Origin of the sequence: Micromonospora sp. M71_S20, assembly GCF_003664255.1 — a bacterium.
Taxonomy (GTDB): domain Bacteria; phylum Actinomycetota; class Actinomycetes; order Mycobacteriales; family Micromonosporaceae; genus Micromonospora.
This window is the reverse complement of the sequence record NZ_RCCV01000003.1, coordinates 415,895-436,387: the sequence shown is the minus strand read 5'-3', so window position 1 is coordinate 436,387 and position 20,493 is coordinate 415,895. Positions and strand designations below refer to the sequence as shown.

The 20,493-nt window shown below is 74.6% G+C and carries 17 protein-coding genes; 9 read left to right on the top strand and 8 right to left on the bottom strand.

From position 1 onward, the window contains the following. Positions 1–44: 44 nt before the first annotated feature. On the bottom strand, positions 45–254 hold the full coding sequence (locus DER29_RS27200) for a hypothetical protein (protein WP_088999193.1): 210 nt from the start codon (positions 252–254) through the stop codon (positions 45–47). A gap of 163 nt (positions 255–417) precedes the next feature. Between DER29_RS27200 and DER29_RS27195 the strand changes: the two genes are divergently transcribed. After that, the gene (locus DER29_RS27195) at positions 418–3,972 is read left to right on the top strand and encodes an adenylate/guanylate cyclase domain-containing protein (protein ID WP_121400497.1); all 3,555 of its coding nucleotides are present in this window, start codon (positions 418–420) and stop codon (positions 3,970–3,972) included. A gap of 25 nt (positions 3,973–3,997) precedes the next feature. Here the strand turns inward: DER29_RS27195 and DER29_RS27190 are convergent, their stop codons facing one another. Then, positions 3,998–4,705, bottom strand: coding sequence for a 1-acyl-sn-glycerol-3-phosphate acyltransferase (locus DER29_RS27190; protein ID WP_121400496.1), 708 nt, complete (start codon positions 4,703–4,705; stop codon positions 3,998–4,000). Between the two features lie 272 nt (positions 4,706–4,977). Here DER29_RS27190 and DER29_RS27185 point away from each other — a divergent pair, with 272 nt between their 5' ends. The 4 genes from DER29_RS27185 (at position 4,978) to DER29_RS27170 (ending at position 9,534) form a co-directional block, all read left to right on the top strand. Further along, positions 4,978–6,174: a sensor histidine kinase gene (locus DER29_RS27185; RefSeq protein ID WP_199729566.1), complete on the top strand. Its 1,197-nt coding sequence runs from the start codon at positions 4,978–4,980 to the stop codon at positions 6,172–6,174. Continuing rightward, on the top strand, positions 6,171–6,842 hold the full coding sequence (locus DER29_RS27180; RefSeq protein WP_121400495.1) for a response regulator transcription factor: 672 nt from the start codon (positions 6,171–6,173) through the stop codon (positions 6,840–6,842). The genes DER29_RS27185 and DER29_RS27180 overlap by 4 nt, the downstream gene beginning before the upstream one ends. A 257-nt stretch (positions 6,843–7,099) precedes the next feature. Continuing rightward, the gene (locus DER29_RS27175; RefSeq protein ID WP_121400494.1) at positions 7,100–7,948 is read left to right on the top strand and encodes a DUF308 domain-containing protein; all 849 of its coding nucleotides are present in this window, start codon (positions 7,100–7,102) and stop codon (positions 7,946–7,948) included. A gap of 170 nt (positions 7,949–8,118) precedes the next feature. Beyond that, positions 8,119–9,534 carry a trehalose-6-phosphate synthase gene (locus DER29_RS27170; protein WP_121400912.1) on the top strand — a complete coding sequence of 472 codons (1,416 nt, stop codon included), beginning with the start codon at positions 8,119–8,121 and terminating at the stop codon, positions 9,532–9,534. Between the two features lie 24 nt (positions 9,535–9,558). Here DER29_RS27170 and DER29_RS27165 read toward each other — a convergent pair whose 3' ends face one another. The 6 genes from DER29_RS27165 to DER29_RS27140 all read right to left on the bottom strand — a co-directional run bounded on the left by DER29_RS27165 (position 9,559) and on the right by DER29_RS27140 (position 15,046). Beyond that, the gene (locus DER29_RS27165; protein ID WP_121400911.1) at positions 9,559–10,362 is read right to left on the bottom strand and encodes an alpha/beta hydrolase; all 804 of its coding nucleotides are present in this window, start codon (positions 10,360–10,362) and stop codon (positions 9,559–9,561) included. Positions 10,363–10,671: 309 nt separating this feature from the next. Beyond that, positions 10,672–12,081 carry an NAD(P)/FAD-dependent oxidoreductase gene (locus tag DER29_RS27160; protein WP_121400493.1) on the bottom strand — a complete coding sequence of 470 codons (1,410 nt, stop codon included), beginning with the start codon at positions 12,079–12,081 and terminating at the stop codon, positions 10,672–10,674. Between the two features lie 91 nt (positions 12,082–12,172). Then, positions 12,173–12,880, bottom strand: a complete 708-nt coding sequence (locus DER29_RS27155) for an endonuclease/exonuclease/phosphatase family protein (RefSeq protein ID WP_370040661.1) — start codon at positions 12,878–12,880, stop codon at positions 12,173–12,175. 10 nt (positions 12,881–12,890) lie between these two features. Then, entirely contained in the window at positions 12,891–13,838 is a 948-nt protein-coding gene (locus DER29_RS27150) for an ROK family glucokinase (protein WP_121400491.1), read from the bottom strand. Between the two features lie 76 nt (positions 13,839–13,914). After that, positions 13,915–14,559 carry a hypothetical protein gene (locus DER29_RS27145; RefSeq protein WP_121400490.1) on the bottom strand — a complete coding sequence of 215 codons (645 nt, stop codon included), beginning with the start codon at positions 14,557–14,559 and terminating at the stop codon, positions 13,915–13,917. 31 nt (positions 14,560–14,590) lie between these two features. Further along, the gene (locus DER29_RS27140) at positions 14,591–15,046 is read right to left on the bottom strand and encodes an SRPBCC family protein (protein WP_121400489.1); all 456 of its coding nucleotides are present in this window, start codon (positions 15,044–15,046) and stop codon (positions 14,591–14,593) included. A 193-nt stretch (positions 15,047–15,239) separates the two neighbouring features. On the opposite strand from DER29_RS27140, the gene DER29_RS27135 reads away from it, so the two are divergent. The 4 genes from DER29_RS27135 to DER29_RS27120 all read left to right on the top strand — a co-directional run bounded on the left by DER29_RS27135 (position 15,240) and on the right by DER29_RS27120 (position 20,430). Beyond that, positions 15,240–17,042 (top strand): long-chain fatty acid--CoA ligase, encoded by a 1,803-nt coding sequence (locus DER29_RS27135; protein WP_121400910.1) that lies wholly within the window; start codon positions 15,240–15,242, stop codon positions 17,040–17,042. A 14-nt stretch (positions 17,043–17,056) separates the two neighbouring features. After that, positions 17,057–18,751 (top strand): GAF domain-containing sensor histidine kinase, encoded by a 1,695-nt coding sequence (locus DER29_RS27130; protein ID WP_121400488.1) that lies wholly within the window; start codon positions 17,057–17,059, stop codon positions 18,749–18,751. Between the two features lie 7 nt (positions 18,752–18,758). Further along, the gene (locus DER29_RS27125) at positions 18,759–19,427 is read left to right on the top strand and encodes a response regulator transcription factor (RefSeq protein ID WP_007072219.1); all 669 of its coding nucleotides are present in this window, start codon (positions 18,759–18,761) and stop codon (positions 19,425–19,427) included. A 193-nt stretch (positions 19,428–19,620) separates the two neighbouring features. Continuing rightward, positions 19,621–20,430 carry an SAM-dependent methyltransferase gene (locus DER29_RS27120; RefSeq protein ID WP_121400487.1) on the top strand — a complete coding sequence of 270 codons (810 nt, stop codon included), beginning with the start codon at positions 19,621–19,623 and terminating at the stop codon, positions 20,428–20,430. Positions 20,431–20,493: the final 63 nt, after the last annotated feature.

The window sequence follows — 20,493 nt, the reverse complement described above, 5'->3', positions numbered from 1 at the left end:
GAAAAAGGGCCGGAGCGGCTGCTCCGGCCCCTTCGTGCGGGGTGTCAGGGAGTGTTGCTGCCCGGCCCGACCCAGTTGGTGCTGCCCGGCCCGACCCACTCCGTGCCGTCCTTGCCGCCACCGGACTGCTCGCTGACGATCCCCTGCGCCTGGAGCGCGGCCAACGTGGCGGCGTCCACGTCGACGGAGTCGCCCGCGAGGTGGCTCACCCCGTTGCCGTCGGTCCAGTCGCTCTGCAACATCACGTACACCATCGGGAATCCCCCTGTGGTCAATGGTCGACATTCAGCCGCCTGACTGTAACCGCAGGACCGGCCGGTGGACTGTCCACAAGCCAACAGCCCGGTACCCGACAGCTGGACAGACGGCGATACTGACACCGGAACGGTGCCGCCTCCGGCACCGGCGGGATCGCGAGTGGAGGGTGTCATCGCCACGCAGTGTGACCGCTGTGGACGCACGGCCGCCGCGGGCGACCGCTTCTGCGGCGGCTGCGGCAACGAGCTGGGCGCCGTCTGTCCGCACTGCCTGCGCCCGCTCGCCCAGGACGTGGCGTTCTGCACCTCCTGCGGCGCCGCCCGGCCGGGCAGCGGGCGACAGGCGGCCCCGCAGGAGGACCGCCGCCGGGTCAGCGTGCTCTTCGTCGACCTGATCGACTTCACCCCGTACGTCGAACGGGCGGACCCGGAGCTGGTCCGCGGCATGCAGACCGGGTTCTTCTCCGCCGCCCGCCGCGTCGTCGGGCAGTACGGCGGGGTGGTGGAGAAATACATCGGCGACGCGGTGATGGCCCTGTTCGGCGCGCCCGTGGCGACCGAGACCGACGCGCTGCGCTGCGTGCGGGCCGGCCTGGAGCTGCAACGGGTGCTGACCCGCTTCGCCCCCACCGGCGCGGACGCGCTGCGCTTCCGGGTCGGGGTGGCCACCGGCGAGGCGCTTGTCGACGTGGCCGCCGCCCGCGACGGCGGCCAGGCGATCGTGGCCGGCGACGTGGTCAACACGGCCTCCCGGATGCAGTCCGTCGCGCCGCCCGGCGGGGTGCTGGTCTGCGGCGTGACGCACGCCCTCACCCGGGACGCGATCCGCTATTCGGAGCAGCCGCCGGTCACCCTGCGCGGGCGGTCGACGACGACCGAGGTGTGGCTGGCCCTGTCCCCGGTGCGCCGGCAGTCGACCGACCGGCAGCCGGACGTCACGCCGCTGATCGACCGGGAGCACGAGCTGGGGATGCTGGTCAACGCCCTGCACCGGTCGTTGCGCGACCGGCGCCCGCAGGTGGTGACCGTCTTCGGCCGGGCCGGGCTGGGCAAGAGCCGGCTGGTCCGGGAGCTGTACCGGCACGTGGACCGGCTGGTCGACGAGCCGCTGACCTGGCGGATCGGGCGGTGCCCGCCGTTCGGCGAGAACGTGACGTTCGCGGCGTTGGCCGACATCGTCAAGTCCGAGGCCGGCATCCTGGACACCGACCCGGCGTCGAGCGCCGCGCAGCGGCTCGCCTCGGCCGTCGGCGAGCTGGTCGGCCCGGGCGAGCGGCAGCGCCTCGTCGACGCCCTGCGGCCGCTGGTGGGCCTGCCGGGGACCGCGCTGCCGGCCGAGGAGACCGAGTCGGCGTGGCGACGTTTCCTGCTCGCCCTGGCCGCCCGCCGGCCGACCGTGCTGGTCTTCGAGGACCTGCACTGGGCCGACGACGCGATGCTGCGTTTCGTGGAGCTGCTCGGCACCGCCGCCCGGGAGGTGCCGCTGCTGCTGCTCTGCACCGCCCGGCCGGAACTCGTCGACCGGGACCCGAGCTGGGCGGGGACGATCACCGGCTCGGTGACCATCACCCTGCCCCCGCTGCGGGACACGGGCATCGCCGCGCTCTACGCCCACATGTTCGGCCGGGCGGCCTTCTCCGCCGACATGCTCACCCCGCTGATCGAGGTGGCCGGCGGCAACCCGCTCTACGCCCACGAGTACGTCCGGATGCTGATCGAGCAGGGCGCGCTGCGCCAGTCCGTACGAGGCTGGTCGCTGGAGAAGCACCTCGACCTGCCGATGCCGGAGAGCGTGCACGCCGTCATCGCCAACCGCATCGACCTGCTCGACGCCAAGGAGCGCACGGTGCTGCTGGCCGCCGCCGTGGTCGGCGTGCAGTTCTGGCCGGGGGCCGTGGCCGCCGCGCTCGGGCAGCCCGTCGAGTCGGTGGAGCGCGCGCTGCGCCGGCTGGAGCAGCGCGACTTCGTGCACGAGCAGGCCGCCTCCACGATGGCCGGGCAGCCGGAGTACCGGTTCCGGCACGTGCTGGTGCGCGACGTCTGCTACCAGCGACTGCCCCGCACCGAGCGGGTGGCGCGGCACGAGCGGACGGCGCAGTGGCTGGACATGCTCTCGCAGAGCCGGGACACCGACCTGGCCGAGGTGCTGGCCCACCACCGGTGGGCGGCCCACGAGATCGCCCGGTCGCTGGGCATGGAGATCGGTCGGTTCGCCGGCCCCGCCCGGGCCGCGCTGCACCGGGCGGCCCGCCGGGCGTACGCGCTGCACAGTCTCGACGTCGCGGCGAGCCACGCGGGCCGGGCGCTCGGGCTGGCCGACGACACCGACCCGGTCGGCCGGCTCCAACTGGAGCTGCTCAGCACGGAGATCTCCTTCTACCGGGACGGCAACGGCTTCCTCTCCGGGGGCGGCCCCGAGCAGGTGCAGGCGCTCGCCGAACGGCTGCTGGCGCACGGCGACGACGCCTGCGCGGCGCGCGCCTGGACGCTGCTGGGTCAGGCCGCGTGGCTGCGCGCCGACCGGGCCGCCGCCCTGGCCTGCCTGGACCGGGCCGTGCAGCTCTTCGCCCCGCTGCCGGACAGCCCTCAGAAGGCGGACGCCTACGCCGAGCTGGGCCGGCTGCACATGCTGAACTACGAACGGGATCCGGCGGTCGCCGCGGCCGAACGGGCGGCGGAGATCGGCGAGCGGCTGGGGCTGACCGAGACCCGCACCAACGCCCAGATCACCTCGGCCATCGCCCGCTACCAGGCGGGCGACCGGTCCGGCCTGGACGAGCTGCACGCGATCGTCGAGGTCAGCCGCGCCAACCAGCTGATCGCCCTGCCCCGGGCCATCCAGAACCTCGTCTACGCCGTCTGCGAGGAGGGCGACTGGCTGCGCTCCGACGCCCTGCTCTCGTCGCTGCCGACGCGCAAGGCCAGTGGGCAGACGCTGACCACGAGCTACTCGGCGGAGGCGATGCGCGCCTGGTTCGAGGGCGACTTCGACCGGCTGCTGTCCGCCGCCGAGGCCTTCGTGGACACCCCGACCGGCAGCTGGGACATGCAGGTGCGTGGCCTGCGCTCCTGCCTGCTGGTGCTGCGGGGCGGGCGGGTGCCGCCGGCCCGCTCCCAGGACGGCGCCACCGCGTTCCGCGACGACGTGGCGGCCGCGCTCGACGCCGCGCGGCGCAGCGGCTTCCACCGGCTGCACTGGACGATGCTGGGGATAGGCGCGCTGTGCCGCGCGTTGCAGGGGCACCGGGAGGAGGCGGCGACGCTGATCGACGAGCTGGCCGACTCCTGGTCGGCGGTGCCGGCCCTGGCCAGCGGCGAGTGGATCGCGGCGGCCGGGTACGCGGCCAGCCTCGCCGGGCGGGACTCGGCGGCCCGGGTACGCGCGATGCTGGACCGGGTGGGTCACCGCACGCCCTGGTCGGAGGCGGCGCGGCGGACGGTGACCGGCGCGCTGGCCGCCGCGGACGGCGACCACCGGCGGGCCGCGGAGCTGCACCTGGCCGGCGCCGAGATCTACGCCGGCATCCCGGACGTGACCGACCGGATGCTGGCGCTGACCTTCGCGACGGTGGAGCTGGAGCGCGCCGGCGAGTCGACGGCGGGCCGCCCGGAGCTGGCCGAGCTGCGCGCGTTCGCGCTGCGCAACGACGCCCCCGTCCTGCTGGACCTGGCCCGCCCCCCGACGACCACCGCCGACACCGCCCTGGCCTGCTGATCGGGTTACGCGGGCGGGCGGCCCGTCAGGCGGGGACCGGCTCGCGGGGGGCCGGGCCGGCGGGCGGGTTCTTGGCCTTCTGGGCGTACATGTCGACGTACTCGCGACCGGAGAGCTCCATCAGCTCGTACATGATCTCGTCGGTCACCGCGCGCTCGACGTACCGGTCACCGGCCAGCCCGGCGTAGCGCGAGAAGTCCAGCGGCGGGCCGAACCGGATCCGCACCCGGGCGATCTTGGGGATCAGCTTGCCGGGCGGCTGGATCTCGTCGGCGTTGAGCATCGCCGTCGGGATCACCGGGGCGCCGCTCTCCAGGGCCAGCCGGGCCACGCCGGTCTTGCCCCGGTAGAGCCGCCCGTCCGGCGAGCGGGTGCCCTCGGGATAGATGCCCGCGATGCCACCGGCGCGCAGCACCCGCAGCTGGGTGTCCAGGGCCGCCCTGGCCGCGCGGCCGCCCGAGCGGTCGACCGGGATGGTGCCGGAGCCGACGAAGAACATCTTCGTCAGCCAGCCCTTGAGGCCCCTGCCGGTGAAGTACTCGGCCTTGGCGATGAACGTCACCCGCCGCTTCACCACCAGCGGCGTGAAGATCGAGTCGGAGAACGACAGGTGGTTGCTGGCGAGGATCACCGGTCCGGTGTCGGGCACGTGGTGCAGCCCCTCGACCTGTGGGCGGAAGACCAGCCTCAGCAGCGGGCCGAGGAGCACGTACTTCATCAGCCAGTACAGCACCGGCGTCCTTTCCAGGGGTGGTCGCGACGCCGCCGCGATCGCCGCGGGTCGTCGTGGGCATGAGCCTACGAACCCGATGCCGGCGGCCACAACGTGATCCGGCCCGCGCGGCGTGAGCGTCCATCCCGGACGGCGGCAGGCGGCCGTGCCGGCAGGCGGGCGGTGTCGCCTGTCGACGTACCGCCGGCCGCCACGGATACCGCGCAGGGCGACGGTCGGTCGGGACACCCGTCGGCCCCGCGGGAGGGCCGGCGGCACCTACGCTCGGGGGTGTGCGGGTGGCCGAGGCGCAGCGGGGGGCGGGCCGGGCGGCGGGCCGGCTGGTCCGGCTGCCCCGGGCCACCGTGTTGGACCTGCTCATCGGCGTCGCCGTCTCGGCCGTCGTGGCGATGGCGATCACCGCGAACGTGGGCGGCGACCGGGGCCGCGACGTCCCCGCCTACCTGTTCGCCGTCGGGCTCGGCGCGCTCGTGCTCCTGCGCCGCCGCGCGCCGACCGCCGTGCTGGTGGTCAGCGCCGCCGGCCTGGTCGCCTACTACGTGGCCGGCTACCCGCCGGTCGGGTTGGCCCTCCCCCTCGCCGCGGCGCTCTACTCGGCGGCCGAGGCCGGGCAGCTGCGCTGGGCGGTGCTCGTGGGGCTCGGCCTGCTCGTCGTCTCCACCGCGTTCCGCGCGGCGGGGGGCGCGAGCGTCGCGTACCTCATCGGCTTCGAGCTGGCCTCCAGCGTCGCCATCATGGCCGCCGCGGTCGCCCTCGGCGACGGGGTCCGGTCCCGGCGGTTGCGGCGCCGGGAGCAACGGTGGCGGCTGCGGCAGCTGGAACGCGACCACACCCGGGAGGCGGCGCGCCGGGTCGAGGAGGAACGGCTCCGGATCGCCCGGGACCTGCACGACGTGATCGCCCACCACATCTCCGTCATCTCGCTGCACGCCGGCGTGGCCGACGAGGCACTCGACGACGACCCGGCGGCCGCCCGGGCCGCCCTGGGGCACGTCCGCTCGGCCACCACCCAGGTCGCCCGGGAACTGCGCACCACCCTCGGTCTCCTGCGCGACCCGGCCGTGGCCGAGCCCCGGCAACCGGTGGCGGGGCTGGCCGGGCTGGACGCCCTGGCCACCGGCGCGCGGGCCACCGGGCTGCGGGTCGCCGTCCACCGGCAGGGCGAGCTGACCGGTCTGCCCGCCGCGGTCGACTCGACCGCCCACCGGCTGATCCAGGAGGCGCTGACCAACACCCTGCGCCACGCCGGCGCGCGCACCGTCGAGATCGACGTCGTCCGCGGCCCCCGCACCCTCGCCGTCGCCGTCCGCGACGACGGCCGTGGGCGACGCGAGGACGCCCCGCGCGGGTACGGGCTCGGCGGCATGCGGGAGCGCACCGCCCTGCTCGGGGGCACCGTCACCGCCGGCAACCGACCCGGCGGCGGCTTCGAGGTACGCGCCGAACTACCCCTGGGAGGGACCACGTGATCCGGGTGGGACTCGTCGACGACCAGCACCTGGTCCGCGCGGGGCTGCGCGCGCTGCTGAACCGGGCGCCGGACATCGAGATCGTCGGCGAGGCGGGCGACGGCGACGCGGCGTACCGGCTGGCGGTCACCGAGCGGCCCGACGTCCTGCTGATGGACGTCCGGATGCCGGGCACGGACGGCATCGAGGCCACCCGCCGCATCGTCGCCGACGAGCGGCTCACCGGCGTACGGGTCGTCGTGCTCACCACCTTCGACACCGACGAGTACGTCTTCGAGGCGATCCGGGCCGGCGCGTCCGGCTTCCTGCTCAAGGACACCGGCCCCGACGAGCTGCGGGGAGCGGTGCGGATCGTCCGGGCCGGGGAGGCCCTGCTCTCCCCCGCGGTCACGCGGCGGGTCATGGCGGCGGTGCGCGCCGGCGGGCGGGAGCCGGACCCGGCCCGGCTGGCCTCGTTGACCGCCCGGGAGCGGGAGGTGCTGGCCGAGGTCGCCGCCGGCCGGTCGAACGACGAGATCGGCGCGGTCCTGCACATCAGCCCGGCGACCGCCCGCACGTACGTGAGCCGGCTGCTGGCCAAGCTGCACGCCCGGGACCGCTCGCAGCTCGTCGTGGCGGCGTACGAGAGCGGCCTGGTGCGGCCCGGCTCACCGTCCGACCCGGGCTGACCGGCGCTCGGCGCGTTCACCAGCGCCGGAGGCTCCCCGGGCGGCACCGTCGGCGGGGCTCCGTTGAAAAACATTCAGCAAGAACGGACATAAATCCCCGGGCGCGACCTGCGACAGGGCCTCTGACTTCGTACGCCGCGCCACAAGGCACTCCCGGAACCGGGTCCGGACGTGTCACGATTCAAGGCACGGCGTGCGGTCGGCGCCGAGGGGGCTCAGGCGGCCGCGCCGCGGGCGCGTGATGAGGAGGATGTCCGGTGTCAGCGGGTGGGGCCCGCCGGGGACGGCGGGACAACGGGCTCGACGCGAGCGAGTACGCCATCGCCGGCGACGTGGATCCGCGCGTCGGCGAGCACCTGCTCGACGTCCTGGCCGCCGGCGGGATCGCCGCCTACCTCCAGCCCTCGGCCGACCTGAACCCGGTCACCCGCACCACCACCGTCCCGTCCCGCCCCGTCGACCGGCTCTACGTCGACCGGTCCCACCTGAGGACCGCGCGGGACTACCTGACCCAGCTCGCGGACGAGACGGCCCCCGAGAAGCCCCGCGACGACGAGCCGGACATCGAGGCCGAGTGGGCCCGTATCGTCGCCGGCTTCCACACCACCGCCCCGCGCGGTGGCGACAACCCGTGGCCCGCCGCCGAAGACGTGGACGACGCGCCCGGGCCCGCCGGCGGACCGGTGGCCCTCGGCACGCCCGACGAGCCCGCCGGGCCGACCGCCACCGACGTGCGCCGGCTGCCGTACGCGGCCGACATCTCGGGCGTCTCCCTCTCCCGTGGCCGGCAGGACGAGCCGTCGTTGCTCGACGGGCTGGACACCTTCGGCGCGGACCTGCCCGACGACGAGGCGGAGGACGAGCGCTACACCCCGCCACCGCCCCCGCCCCTGCCGCGCTTCTCGAAGTACGCGGTGGTCGGTGTGCTCGCCATCGTGCTCGGCTTCGTGCTCTTCCTCTTCCCGTCGGTCTTCCCCGTGGCCGACCCCTCGGTGGTCAACCTGTTCGGCTTCACCGGCATCCTGGCCGGCTTCGTCGCGCTGATCTGGCGGCTGCGACCCGGTGACGACGAGGACCGCGACCCGGACGACGGCGCGGTCGTCTGACCACCGGCACTCCTGCCCGCATCCCGGGACGACGGACGCCCCGCGCCGGGGACGCAACACTGGTGTAACTTACTGTCAGTAGGAATACCGCTGTCCGTCACATCCCTCGCTGACTGCCCGGTTGTTCCTCCGCTGCGGCGGTCGCTCCCCTGCTGATCGGAATGCCCGAGATGCGACAGAGTTCCCTCGTGGTGGTGGCCAACCGCCTGCCCATCGACGACAGTGTGGCGCCCGACGGGGCCTGCGAATGGCGCCGCAGCCCCGGCGGCCTGGTCAGCGCCCTCCATCCCCTCCTGCGGCACACCCCGGCGACGTGGGTCGGGTGGGCCGGCGGCACCGGCCCGGCGCCGGCGCTGCCCGACGTGGACGGCGTCCGCATGCACTCCGTTCCGCTGAGCGCCGAAGACCTGCGCGACCACTACGAGGGCTTCGCCAACGCCACCCTCTGGCCGCTCTACCACGACTCGGTGGAGCAACCGGAGTACCACCGCAGCTGGTGGGAGGCGTACCAGCGGGTCAACCAGCGGTTCGCCGAGGCCACGGCCGACATGGCCGAGCCCGGCGCGGTCGTGTGGGTGCAGGACTACCACCTGCAACTGGTGCCCGGCCTGCTCCGCCAACTACGGCCCGACCTGCGGATCGGCTTCTTCCTGCACGTGCCGTTCCCGCCACCCGAGCTGTTCATGCAGCTCCCCCGCCGGGCCGAGTTGCTGCGCGGGATGCTCGGCGCCGACCTGATCGGCTTCCAGCGCTCCCAGGCCGCGCACAACTTCGCCCAACTGGTGGCGAAGGTGCTGGACGTCCCCGCCACCGACCGGCGGATCGCCGTCGACGACCGGGTGGTCCGGATCGGCGCCTTCCCCGTCTCCATCGACACCGTCGAGATGGCCGCGCTGGCCACCCGGCCCGACGTGGCCGACCGGGCCGCCCGGCTGCGCCGCGACCTCGGCAGTCCCGAGCAGGTGATCCTCAGCGTCGACCGGATGGACTACACCAAGGGCATCGAGCAGCGGCTCAAGGCGTACAGCGAGCTGCTCGCCAACGGGCACGTCAAGGTGCGCGACACGGTGCTCGTGCAGGTGGCGGTGCCCAGCCGGGAACGGGTCGGGCAGTACCAGATCCTCCGCGAACGGGTGGAACGCGAGGTGGGGCGGATCAACGGCGAGTACGGCCGGGTCGGCGAGCCGGCGATCCACTACCTGACCCAGCCGTTCGACCGGGCCGAACTGGCCGCGCTCTACCGGGTCGCCGACGTGATGGCGGTGACCCCGCTGCGCGACGGGATGAACCTCGTCGCCAAGGAGTACGTGGCCGCCCGCGTCGACGACACCGGCGCGCTGCTGCTCAGCGAGTTCGCCGGCGCCGCCGCCGAGCTGCCGCAGGCGTACCTGGTCAACCCGCACGACCTGGAGGGGCTCAAGCAGGGGCTGCTCGCGGCGCTGCGGGCGGGCCCGGACGACCTCGGCGCGCGGATGCGGGCCATGCGGGCGCACCTGCACCGGCACGACATCCGGACGTGGGCCCGCTCCTACCTCTCCGCCCTCGACGACAGCGGCTCGCTGCTGACCCGGCTGGGCGCCGGCTGAGGCCGGCGGCGCGGCCCGGATCGGTCAGGGCCGGCCGGTCGGCGCCGGGTCCTTCTCCAGCCAGTCCAGGATCGCGTCGACCGGCTCCCGCCACCGCACGTCGAGCATCATGTCGTGCCCCATGCCGGGGAAGAGCAACGGGGCGGAGCCGTACCGCCGGGCCGCCCGGGTCAGCGCCGTCGCCGGGACGACCCGGTCGTCGGGGCTGCCCAGCACCAGCACCGGCGGGTCGCCCACCGCCGGCTCGGCGGCCCGCCCGGTCAACAACTGCCACTGGGCGCGCCGACCGGCCCGCCCCAGCCGGCCCGCGTAGCTGCGGGCCTCCGCCTCGGGCAGCTCCCGGCTGAACAACTGGCGGCGGTGCAGCCGCAGCGGCCCGCCGAACACCGCCGGCAGCGTGCCGACCGGGTTGCGGCGCAGCGCCGCCCCGAACGTCGCCCAGCCGCCGAACACCGGCGCGACCAGCACCGCAGCCCGGGCCGGGTAGCGGGCCAACGCGTGGGCCACCACGAGCGCCCCGGCGCCGTGCCCCACCAGCACCGCCTGGCGCGGCAGGCCCGCCGCCACCTGGGTCACGTCGTGGGCGTACGCCCGCAGCGTCGCCTCCGGCGCCGGCCCGCTGTCGCCGTGCCCGCGCAGGCTCAGCGCGTACGCCGGGAAGCCCCGGGACGCGGCGTGGCCGAGCCAGTGCTCGGCGAACGCCCAGGCGCCGTGCCCGAAGCCCGGTACGAAGAGCAGCGGCGGGCGTCCCTGTTCCACCTCGGGGGCCGCGCCGAGCACCTCACGCCGGACCGGGCGGACCGGACGGGCCCACTCCCGCCCCCGCATGATCCGCACGTGACTCACTGTTCCGGCCTTTCGTTCGCGACTGCGGGGCTCCGCTGCGCTGCACTCCTCGCCCTCACCGGTCCAGCCTTTCGTTCGCGACTGCGGGGCTCCGCTGCGCTGCACTCCTCGCCCTCACCGGTCCAGCCTTTCGTTCGCGACTGCGGGGCTCCGCTGCGCTGCACTCCTCGCCCTCACCGGTCCAGCCTTTCGTTCGCGACTGCGGGGCTCCGCTGCGCTGCACTCCTCGCGCTCACCGGTCCAGCCTTTCGTTCGCGACTGCGGGGCTCCGCTGCGCTGCACTCCTCGCGCTCACCGGGCCTCCTCCAGGTCGTGCAGCGCGCGCTGGACGGCGCGCAGGTAGTCGGCGTGGCCCACCTCGAACCAGTGCCGGCTGCTGTCCTTGACGGGCCCGGCGTACCGCTCCCCCGCCTTCGCCGACACCCGGGCGGCGAAGGCGGCCGCCCGGTCGGGACGGGTCACGCGCAGCCGCAGCAGCCGGGCGAAGAGCACCGACTGCCAGTGCGACAGGGGGAAGATGCCCGAGTCCGGCTGCACCAGCCCGGCCACGGCCAGCGTGGGGCGACCGGGGACGAAGGCGTTCAGCCAGAGCTTCGGGCGGCCCTCCCCCGCGTCGTCGCCGAGCACCTTCGGGTCGAGGAACTCGAAGCGCGGCAGGTACCCGGTGGCGAAGACGACCAGGTCCGGGTCGATCTCCCGGCCGTCGGAGAGCTCGACGGCGTACGGGTGGAAGCGGACGACGTCCGGCACCGGCGCGATCCCGCCGTGGCCCACGTAGTAGACGAGCTGGCTGTTGGCGATCGGGTGCGTCTCGTAGACCCGGTGGTCGGGCTTCGGCAGGCCGAAGCGGGTCAGGTCGCCGACGGTCAGCCGCAGGGTCCAGTGGTAGAGCCACTGCCGCACCCGCAGCGGCACGCGCAGCGCCAGCAGCGCGTCGTTGACCTGGTCGGCGGGGCGGCCGAGGACGTACTTCGGGGCGTACCAGTAGCCCCGGCGGGTCGAGTGCCAGCAGCGCGACGCCTGCTGGGCGGCCTCGACGGCGATGTCGCAGCCGGTGTTGCCGGCGCCCACCACCAGCACCCGCTTGCCGCGCAGCTGCGCCGGGTCCTTGTAGGACGAGGCGTGCATGACCTCGCCCCGGAACTCCTCCAGCCCCTCGTAGCGGGGCAGCTTCGGCGACCAGTTGTGGCCGTTGGCGACCACGACGGCCGCGTAGCGGGAGGTGCGTTCCGGGCCGTAGCCGCCGGTGCTGCGGGTGGTCACGTCCCAGCGGTCGCCGGCCACGGGCTCCACCCGGACGACCTCGGTGCCGAACCAGATGTGCCCGCGCAGGTCGAAGTGGTCGGCGTACCGCTCGAAGTACGACAGCAGCCGGCTGTGGTGCGGGTAGTCCGGCCAGTCGTCCGGCATCGGGAAGTCGGGGAACTGGGTGAACGGCCGCGAAGAGATCAGGTGCGTGCTCGCGTACACCGGGCTGCGGTCGTGCCGCCAGTTCCAGGCGCCGCCGACGCCGGTCTCCCGCTCGTAGCAGTCGACGCCGAAGCCGTGTTCCTTCAGGTTCTTGATGGCCGTGAGACCGCTGGCCCCCGCGCCGACGACGCAGACGGTGTCGCCCCGGTCGGAGACCGGCCGGCCGTCGCGGGTCAGGGCGAGAGTGCTCGCCTCCGGGTCGGGCTGGCCGTGGTCGGTGGAGGTGGACACCGGGATCTCCTTTTGTGCGGCACGAGTGCCGGGTCGCGCAGCATCCTCTCCACTACGGAGCGCGTTGTCCAGCCCCGGCCGCGCCGGGCGGTCAGTCGGCGGCCGGCAGCAGCAGGTCGACCAGGACCGGGAAGTGGTCGCTGGCGCGGCGGGTCTGCGGGGTGTCCACCACGTCGTAGTCGACCACGGTGATCCGGGGATCGACGAAGAGGGCGTCGATGCGCCGCCGCGGGTTCGTGCAGGAGTAGGTGAGCCGGTCGGCCCGGTCCATGGCCACGGCGGCGTCGGTCAGCCCGCGCGCCACGGTGGCCCAGGCCGGCCCGTCCGGCCCCTCGTTCAGGTCGGCCGCGGCGACCACCGGCGTGGTGGCGGCGTCCAGTTCGCGCTTGAACAGCGCGGCCTGCGCGGGCCGCTCGGCCGGGTCGGTGGACAGGTGCGACCCGGCCAGGGTGAACCGGGCCGCGCCGGCGACCACGCACTCGGCGTACGCGGCGCCGCGCAGGTGCCGGCCGGGGGTGAGCGGGAAGCGCTGGCAGCGGTCGGCCACCACCCGCACCCGCAGGCTGGTCAGCAGCAGGTTGCCCAGCGCGGGCAGCCCGCCGGCGGCCACCACCAGGCCGAAGGACTCCGCCAGCGCCGCGGACTTCTGCCGCCACCGGAACCGGCGCGGCCCCTCCTGCACGATCACCACGTCCGGCCTGGCGTCGCGGACCACCGCCGCCAGCGCGGCCGTGTCGTCCCGCTGGCTGTGGATGTTGTACGACACGACGCGCAGCGGCACGCCCGGGCTCTGCGTCACGGCCACCACCTCAGATCCGGCGGGCCAGGTCGGCGGCGCCGATGACGCCGGCGGTGTTGCCCAGCTCGGCCGGGCGGATCTCGGCGACCGGGAGGCGGCTGCGCTGGGCCAGGGCGTCGGCGAACGACCGGCGGGTCGGGCCGAGCAGCAGGTCCCCGGCGTCGATCACCCCACCGCCGACGACGAGCACCTGCGGGTCGAGGATCTGCGCCATGTCGGCGAGGCTGGTGCCGAGCCACCGGCCGACCTGCGCGAACGCCTCGGTGGAGACCGGGTCGCCGGCCTGCGCGGCGGCGGTGACCATGGGCCCGGTGACCGCCTCGGCCTCGCCGTCGGCCAGTTCCAGCAGGCCGGTGGCGCGGTGCGGCTCCTGCCGGGCGGCGGCGCGGGCGAACCGCACCAGGGCGCTGCCGCTGGCGTACTGCTCGATGCAGCCGAGCCGGCCGCAGCCGCACTGGTGGCCGTCCGGCACCGTCAGCATGTGGCCCAGCTCGGCGGCGATGCCGTTGGCGCCGCGCAGCAGTTCCCCGCCGAGCACGATGCCGCCGCCGACGCCGGTGCCGATGGTGAACATGACCATCGAGTCGTCGGCGTCGCGGGCGGCGCCGTGGCGGAACTCCGCCCAGGCCGCCACGTTGCCGTCGTTCTCCACGATCACCGGCAGGTTGGTGGCGGCGCTGACGTAGTCGCGCAGCGGCTCGTCCCGCCACGCCAGGTTCGGGGCGAACAGCACGGTCGAGCGGCTGGCGTCGATCCAGCCGGCCGCGCCGATGCCGACCGCCTCGATGGCGTGCCCGGAGGCCAGCTCGCGGACCAGTTCGGTGATGACGTCACGGGTCTTGGCGACGTCGTCGGCGGGGGTGTCCCGTCGGGCCTGCACGAGGACCGTGCCGGCGGCGTCCACGACACCACCGGCCACCTTCGTGCCACCGACGTCGACTCCGATGGTCAGCGTCACCGCTGCCACTCCCCTCTGCTGTGCTGCCCGCACCGGCGCCGGCGGACGGCCGGCGCGTGGTCGGGATGTGCGGTGGTCAGGCCCCGTCGCCCGGGGATTGCTCGCCCTCGTCCCCCGGTGCCCGGGACGTGGGGACCACGGGCCCGTCGGTGGACGTCCGGACGGTCACCGTGGTGGCCTGCCCGGCGACGTCGACGGGCGGTACGGCGGCCGGGGCGGCCTCGTCCTCCGCCCGCGTGGCGGCGGACCAGACGTCCCGCTCCGGTGCCGGCTGAGAATCATGCCCGCTACGGGTGGCCTCGCGCCACACGTGGTCGTCGGCGCCACCCGACCCGGGGGTGGCCGCCGGCCCGGCGGGGGCGTCGGCGGAGGGCTCGGGCGGGGTGAAGGCGCGCAGCAGGCTGGCCACACCGGCAGCCAGGTCGCCCGCGCCGGTGGCGAGGCGCTCGGCGAATTCGGGACTCGGGTCGCGCAGGGCGGCGATGCCCCGACAGACCGGGCAGACGCAGCACTCGGCCGCGCCGGTGGCGAAACCACCCGTGGGTTGCCCGGCCGACCCACCCGGGCCGCCGCTGTGACCGAGGACACTCGACACGATCCCACCGAGCGGACCCCACTGGCCGCCCTTCGAACCGGCCGCGGCCAGCCGGGCGGCGGCCAGCGCCGTGGCGACCAGACGTTCGGCCTCTTCCCGGGCCGAACCCGGATCCGTTGCACCCATGGTCGGCTCCCCTACCGTGCCGCCCGACGCGTCACTGCGTCGCACCGGATGCTTCTACCCGGCGCTTGAGCTGCTTCAACGCGGTATCCATGATCATTTTTTCGGCCTTGCGGCGGAACATGCCGAGCATCCCGACGGAGAGCTCGACCTCCAGGGTGTAGGTCACCGTCGTACTGCCGTCCGGGTTGCCGTCCAGGTCGTACGAGCCGCGCTGGAACTTCTGCATCTTCGAGGGCTCCACCAGGTGCCACTCGATCCGGGAGAGGTCCTCGGCGTACTCGTAGGCCAGCACGTACTCGTCGGCCAGCACGCCGGCGTCGATGGTGAACCGGACCTGGCTGGCGTAGCCGTCCTCGTACTCCTCGATCACCTCCACCCGCCGCATCGCCTCGGTCCACTCCGGGTAGCTCGGGAAGTCGCAGATGACCGCCGCCACCCGCTCCGGTGACGCGCCGACGATGATCGACTGGGTGGAGGTGTCCGCCATGGGGGGAGGCTACCCGGCACCGGCGGCGCCCACGCCGCGCCGCCCCCGGGCACGCCGGATCGAAGCGTCCGGCGGCGACCCGCGGGCAGCCTGGGCGACCTGCCTTTTCGCCCCGGTCACCGGGGCGGGTAGGTTTCGACAGAGCCGACCCGTGGTGGCGGCCGGCCCGGCCAGTGAGCACGAGGGAGTGCAGGTGCGCGAGTTCTCCGTCCCGCCGATCGTCACCGTCGGCGACGCGGCCAACCTCACCGACCCGGTCTGGGACAACGCCGAGGTCGCCCCGGACACGGTCCAGTTCGTCCGTCCCACCGGCGCGGGGGGCACCTGGTCCGACGTCACCTGCCGGCAGTTCCGCGACGAGGTCGTCGCGGCGGCCAGGGGCCTGGTCGCGGCCGGCGTCCAGCCCGGCGAGCGGGTCGGCCTGATGAGCCGCACCCGCTACGAGTGGACCCTGCTGGACTACGCGATCTGGGCGGCCGGCGCGGTCACCGTGCCGATCTACGAGACCTCCAGCGCCGACCAGGCCGCCTGGATCCTGTCCGACTCCGGCGCGGTGGCCTGCGTGGTGGAGAGCAACGCCCACGCCACCCTGGTCGCCGGCGTCCGGGACCGGCTGCCCGACCTGCGGCACGTCTGGCAGATCGACCTCGACGCCGTGGCCGAGCTGGTCCGCGCCGGCGAGGCGGTCGACCCGACGGAGATCGACCGGCGGCGGGCCGCCGTCCGCGCCGACGACCTCGCCACCATCATCTACACCAGCGGCACCACCGGCCGCCCCAAGGGCTGCGTGCTGACCCACCGCAACATGTACGCCGACATCGCCAACGCGGTGCCGGTGCTGCCGAACCTGTTCCGGCCGGGCGCCTCGACCCTGCTCTTCCTCCCGCTGGCGCACGCCTTCGCCCGGCTCATCCAGATCGGCGTGGTGCAGGCGCGGGCCACCATGCGGCACTGCGCGGACCCCAAGAACCTGGTCGGCGAGTTGCAGGAGTTCCGCCCCACCTTCGTGCTCTCGGTCCCCCGGGTGTTCGAGAAGGTCTACAACGGCGCCAAGCAGAAGGCCGAGGCCGACGGCAAGGGCAAGATCTTCGCCCGCGCGGAGCGGGTCGCCATCGCGTACAGCGAGGCGCTGGAGACCTCCGGCGGGCCCGGCCTGGCGCTGCGCGCCCAGCACGCGCTCTTCGACAAGCTGGTCTACCGCAAGCTGCGGGCGGCGCTCGGCGGCCGGTGCCGGGACGCCATCTCCGGCGGCGCCCCGCTCGGCGCGCGGCTGGGCCACTTCTTCCGCGGCATCGGCGTGAACGTGTGCGAGGGCTACGGCCTGACCGAGACCTCCCCCGCCGCCGCCGCGAACCTGCCCGACGCCACCCGGATCGGCTCGGTCGGCCGGCCGCTGCCGGGGGTCACCATCCGGATCGACGACGACGGCGAGATCCTGATCGCCGGCGATCTGATCTTCCAGGGCTACTGGCGCAACGACGAGGCGACCGCCGAGGCGCTCAGCGCGGACGGCTGGTTCCGCACCGGCGACCTGGGCCAACTCGACGACGACGGCTTCCTGAGCATCACCGGCCGCAAGAAGGAGATCATCGTGACGGCCGGCGGCAAGAACGTCGCCCCGGCCGTGCTGGAGGACCAGGTCCGGGCCCACCCCCTGATCAGCCAGTGCGTGGTGGTCGGTGACCGCGCGCCGTTCATCGCCGCGCTGGTCACCATCGACGAGGAGGCGCTGCCGCGCTGGCTCGCCTCGGCCGGCCTGCCCGAGGACACCCGCGTCGAGAAGCTGCGCGACCACGAGGGGCTGCGCGCCGAGATCCAGGGCGCCGTCGACGCCGCGAACCAGGCGGTCTCCAAGGCCGAGGCGATCAAGGTGTTCCGGATCCTGCCCCGCGACTTCACCGAGGCGACGGGCGAGCTGACCCCGTCGCTGAAGGTCAAGCGGCAGGTGGTGCACAAGTCGTACGCGGCGGAGATCGCCGACATCTACGGGGGCTGACTACCATCCGTCACGTGCCCGCCTCGACGCCCCCCCGGCCCCAGCCGCATCCCCTCGCCGCCGCCGCGCGCGTGGTCATGCTGGCGCTCGTCGCCGTCCTGACCCTGTACGCCACGCACGACCCCGGCCAGCTCTGGTGGATCGCCTTGCTGGCGGCCGCCGGGCTGCCCGCCCTGCTGGCGCCCGAGCACCGGCCGGTCGGCCCGCTCAGCCGGGTGGCCGAGGTGCTGGTGCTGGGGCTGGCCGCGAGTCAGGTCGCCGCCGTCGCCACCCTCGGCGGGGACGTGGGCGGGCTGGGCGCCTCGGCGGTGCTGCCCTACCTGGCGGTCCCGGTGACCGTCACCGCGCTGCGCCGCCGGTTCCGCGAGGGCGTGGCCCTGCTGGCCGTCGCCGCGGCCACCCTGCTGGTGGCGGGTGCCCTCACCGAGGTCGACGGCGAGCGGCAGATCGGCGAGCTCGGCTACCTGGTGGTCTGCGCCCAGTGGCTGATCCTGGCCGGGCTCGGCCTCGCCGCCGCCAGCGGCCTGCACCGGGTCATGCAGGTCCGCAACGAGGGCAAGCCCCAGCCGTACGCCGAGGCGACCCGGCTGCTCACCCAGCTGCGCACCGTGGCCCGGCAGCTGCCCGGGGCCACCCTGGACCCGGGCGGCATCTCCGAGCACCTGCTGGAGGAGCTGCGCACGGTGGCCCGGGCGGACCGGGCGGCCGTGCTGTCGGCCAGCGGCGGCGGCCGGCTGGTGGTGCTCGCCCAGGTGGGCGTGGAACGGGTCGACTGGGAGACGACGCTGGACGCGGACTCGGCCATCGCCGACGCGTGGGCCAGCCAGCAGCCGCACACCGCGGCCCGGTCGCAGGCCCGGTCGCACCGCGGCGGCGACGTGTCCGCCCTGATCGTGCCGCTGGTGGCCGGGGTGCGCACCGTCGGGCTGGTGGTGCTGGAGGCGGACGCGGCGCAGGCGTACCCGCCCGGCGTGGTGTCCCGGGTGACCGGGCTGACCCGCCCGGCCGCGCTGCGGCTGGAGGCGGCGCTACTCTTCGACGAGGTCCGCTCGCTGGCCACCAACGAGGAACGGCAGCGGCTGGCCCGGGAGATCCACGACGGGGTGGCGCAGGAACTGGTGATGGTCGGCTACGGGATCGACAACGCCCTGGCGTACGTCGACGAGGACCCGCAGGAGACCGCCGAGGCGCTGCGCACGCTGCGCGGCGAGGTGACCCGGGTCATCACCGAGCTGCGGCTGAGCCTCTTCGAGCTGCGCAGCGAGGTGGACCGGCACGGCGGCCTGGCCGCCGCGATCGCCGAGTACGCCCGCACGGTCGGCGCCTCCGGCGGGCTGCGGGTGCACCTGTCCCTGGACGAGTCCACCGCGCGGCTGCCCGCCGCCACCGAGGCCGAGTTGCTGCGCATCGCCCAGGAGGCGGTCACCAACGCGCGCAAGCACGCGGGCGCGTCGAATCTCTGGGTCACCTGTGAGGTCGACCCGCCGTACGCGCAGATCGAAGTGTCGGATGACGGTCAGGGGATCGCTGACCAGCGGTCCGACGGGCACTACGGTCTTGCGATCATGGCCGAGAGGGCGGAACGTATCCGGGGCCGGTTGGAGATCAGGCCGCGGCAACCGAGCGGCACGACCGTGGCGGTGGTGCTCGGCTCCTCGCCCCGGCGCGATAACGTGCGCGGTAGCGCAGCGGCAGTAGAAGGGGAGTAACCCGAGGATGACCACAAGTCCGACACCGGCCACCCGTACCAAGGTCCTCCTTGTCGACGATCACGACCTGATCCGCAAGGGCCTGCGGCACGCGTTCGAGCGCGACCGGCAGTTCGAGGTCGTCGGGGAGGCCGCCACGGCGGCGGAGGGGGTACGCCAGGCGGGTGCGCTGCAGCCGGACGTGGTGATCATGGACCTGCGGCTGCCCGACGGCAGCGGCCTGGAGGCCACCCGGGCGCTCCGCAAGTCGAGCGCCTCGATGGGCATCGTCGTGCTCACCATGTACGCCGGCGACGACCAGCTCTTCGGCGCCCTGGAGGCCGGGGCCAGCGCCTTCGTGCCCAAGACCGCGCCGGCCGACGAGGTGGTCGCCGCCGCCCGGCACGCCGCCTCCTCCCCCAGCGCCTTCACGGCCGCCGACCTGGCCGAGGCGATGAAGCGCCGGCTGGCCCCGTCCGGTCCGCAGCTCTCCCCCCGCGAGGGGCAGGTGCTGCGGCTGCTCGCCGACGGGATGAGCGTGGCGGGCATCGCGAAGCAGCTCTTCGTCAGCGAGTCCACCGCCAAGACCCACATCTCGAAGCTCTACGAGAAGCTGGGCGCGGCCAACCGGGCCCAGGCGCTGATGACCGCGCTGCGGCTCGGTCTGCTCGAGGCGCCGGACGCCCCGAAGTTCTGACCGCTCCCGCCGGGAGCCCGACGACGTACCACCGACGGGTCCGCGACCGCCGACGGGCGGCGCGGACCCTTCGTCGTCGCCTCGAGCGGCGGCGTCGAAGGGTTCGCCGCGCGCTATGGTCTCCCGGGCGGGCAACCGGCAGAATACCGGCGCGGGCAACGGTGTCCCGCACGCCGACAGGAGGGGTGAGCGCATGCAGCGGCCGGACTGGGCACCCGACGAGATCGACATCGAACGCCCCAGCGTGGCCCGCATGTACGACTACTACCTCGGCGGCTCACACAACTTCGCGGTCGACCGGGCGGCGGCCCAGGCGATGGTGGCGGCGGTGCCGGAGGCCCCGCTGATGGCACAGGCGAACCGGGCGTTCCTCCGCCGGGCGGTGCAGTTCCTCCTCGACGCCGGCGTCCGGCAGTTCCTGGACGTCGGCTCGGGCATCCCGACCGTCGGCAACGTGCACGAGATCGCCCAGCGCGACGCCCCCGACGCCCGCGTGGTCTACGTCGACGTGGACCCGGTGGCGGTGGCCCACAGCCGGGAGATCCTGGAGGGCAACGACCGCGCCGTCGTGGTGCAGGAGGACCTGCGCCATCCCGAGCGCATCGTCGCCCACCCCGACGTCCGCCGGCTGCTCGACTTCGACCAGCCGATCGCCGTGATGATCGTGGCGGTGCTGCACTTCGTGCCGGACGACGACCGGCCGGCCGAGCTGCTGCGGACGCTGCGCGAGGCGCTGGCGCCGGGCAGCTACCTGGTGCTCTCGCAGGCCAGCGGCGACGGCCGTGGCGACGACGAGCGGGCCGACGCCGAGCGGGTCTACCGGCGGACCGACAATCCGCTGTGGATCCGCAGCCGTGGCGAGCTGACCGCCCTCTTCGACGGCTTCGAGCTGGTCGACCCCGGCGTGGTCTGGGTGCCGCAGTGGCGCCCGGAGTCCCCCGACAGCGCCGAGGACGCCGAGCGGGCGGCCTTCATCGGCGGCGTCGGGCGACTCGGTGGGTGAGCCGCCCGGGGCGACCGCGGTCGCCCCGACCGGCACCACCGTGGGCCACCCGTCCCGCCCGGG

Coding starts and splice junctions, on each gene's coding strand:
- DER29_RS27200 (WP_088999193.1), bottom strand. CDS start 254: ATGGTGTACGTGATGTTGCAGAGCGACTGGACCGACGGCAACGGGGTG.
- DER29_RS27170 (WP_121400912.1), top strand. CDS start 8,119: ATGCGACAGAGTTCCCTCGTGGTGGTGGCCAACCGCCTGCCCATCGAC.
- DER29_RS27165 (WP_121400911.1), bottom strand. CDS start 10,362: ATGCGGGGGCGGGAGTGGGCCCGTCCGGTCCGCCCGGTCCGGCGTGAG.
- DER29_RS27145 (WP_121400490.1), bottom strand. CDS start 14,559: ATGGGTGCAACGGATCCGGGTTCGGCCCGGGAAGAGGCCGAACGTCTG.
- DER29_RS27140 (WP_121400489.1), bottom strand. CDS start 15,046: ATGGCGGACACCTCCACCCAGTCGATCATCGTCGGCGCGTCACCGGAG.
- DER29_RS27125 (WP_007072219.1), top strand. CDS start 18,759: ATGACCACAAGTCCGACACCGGCCACCCGTACCAAGGTCCTCCTTGTC.
- DER29_RS27120 (WP_121400487.1), top strand. CDS start 19,621: ATGCAGCGGCCGGACTGGGCACCCGACGAGATCGACATCGAACGCCCC.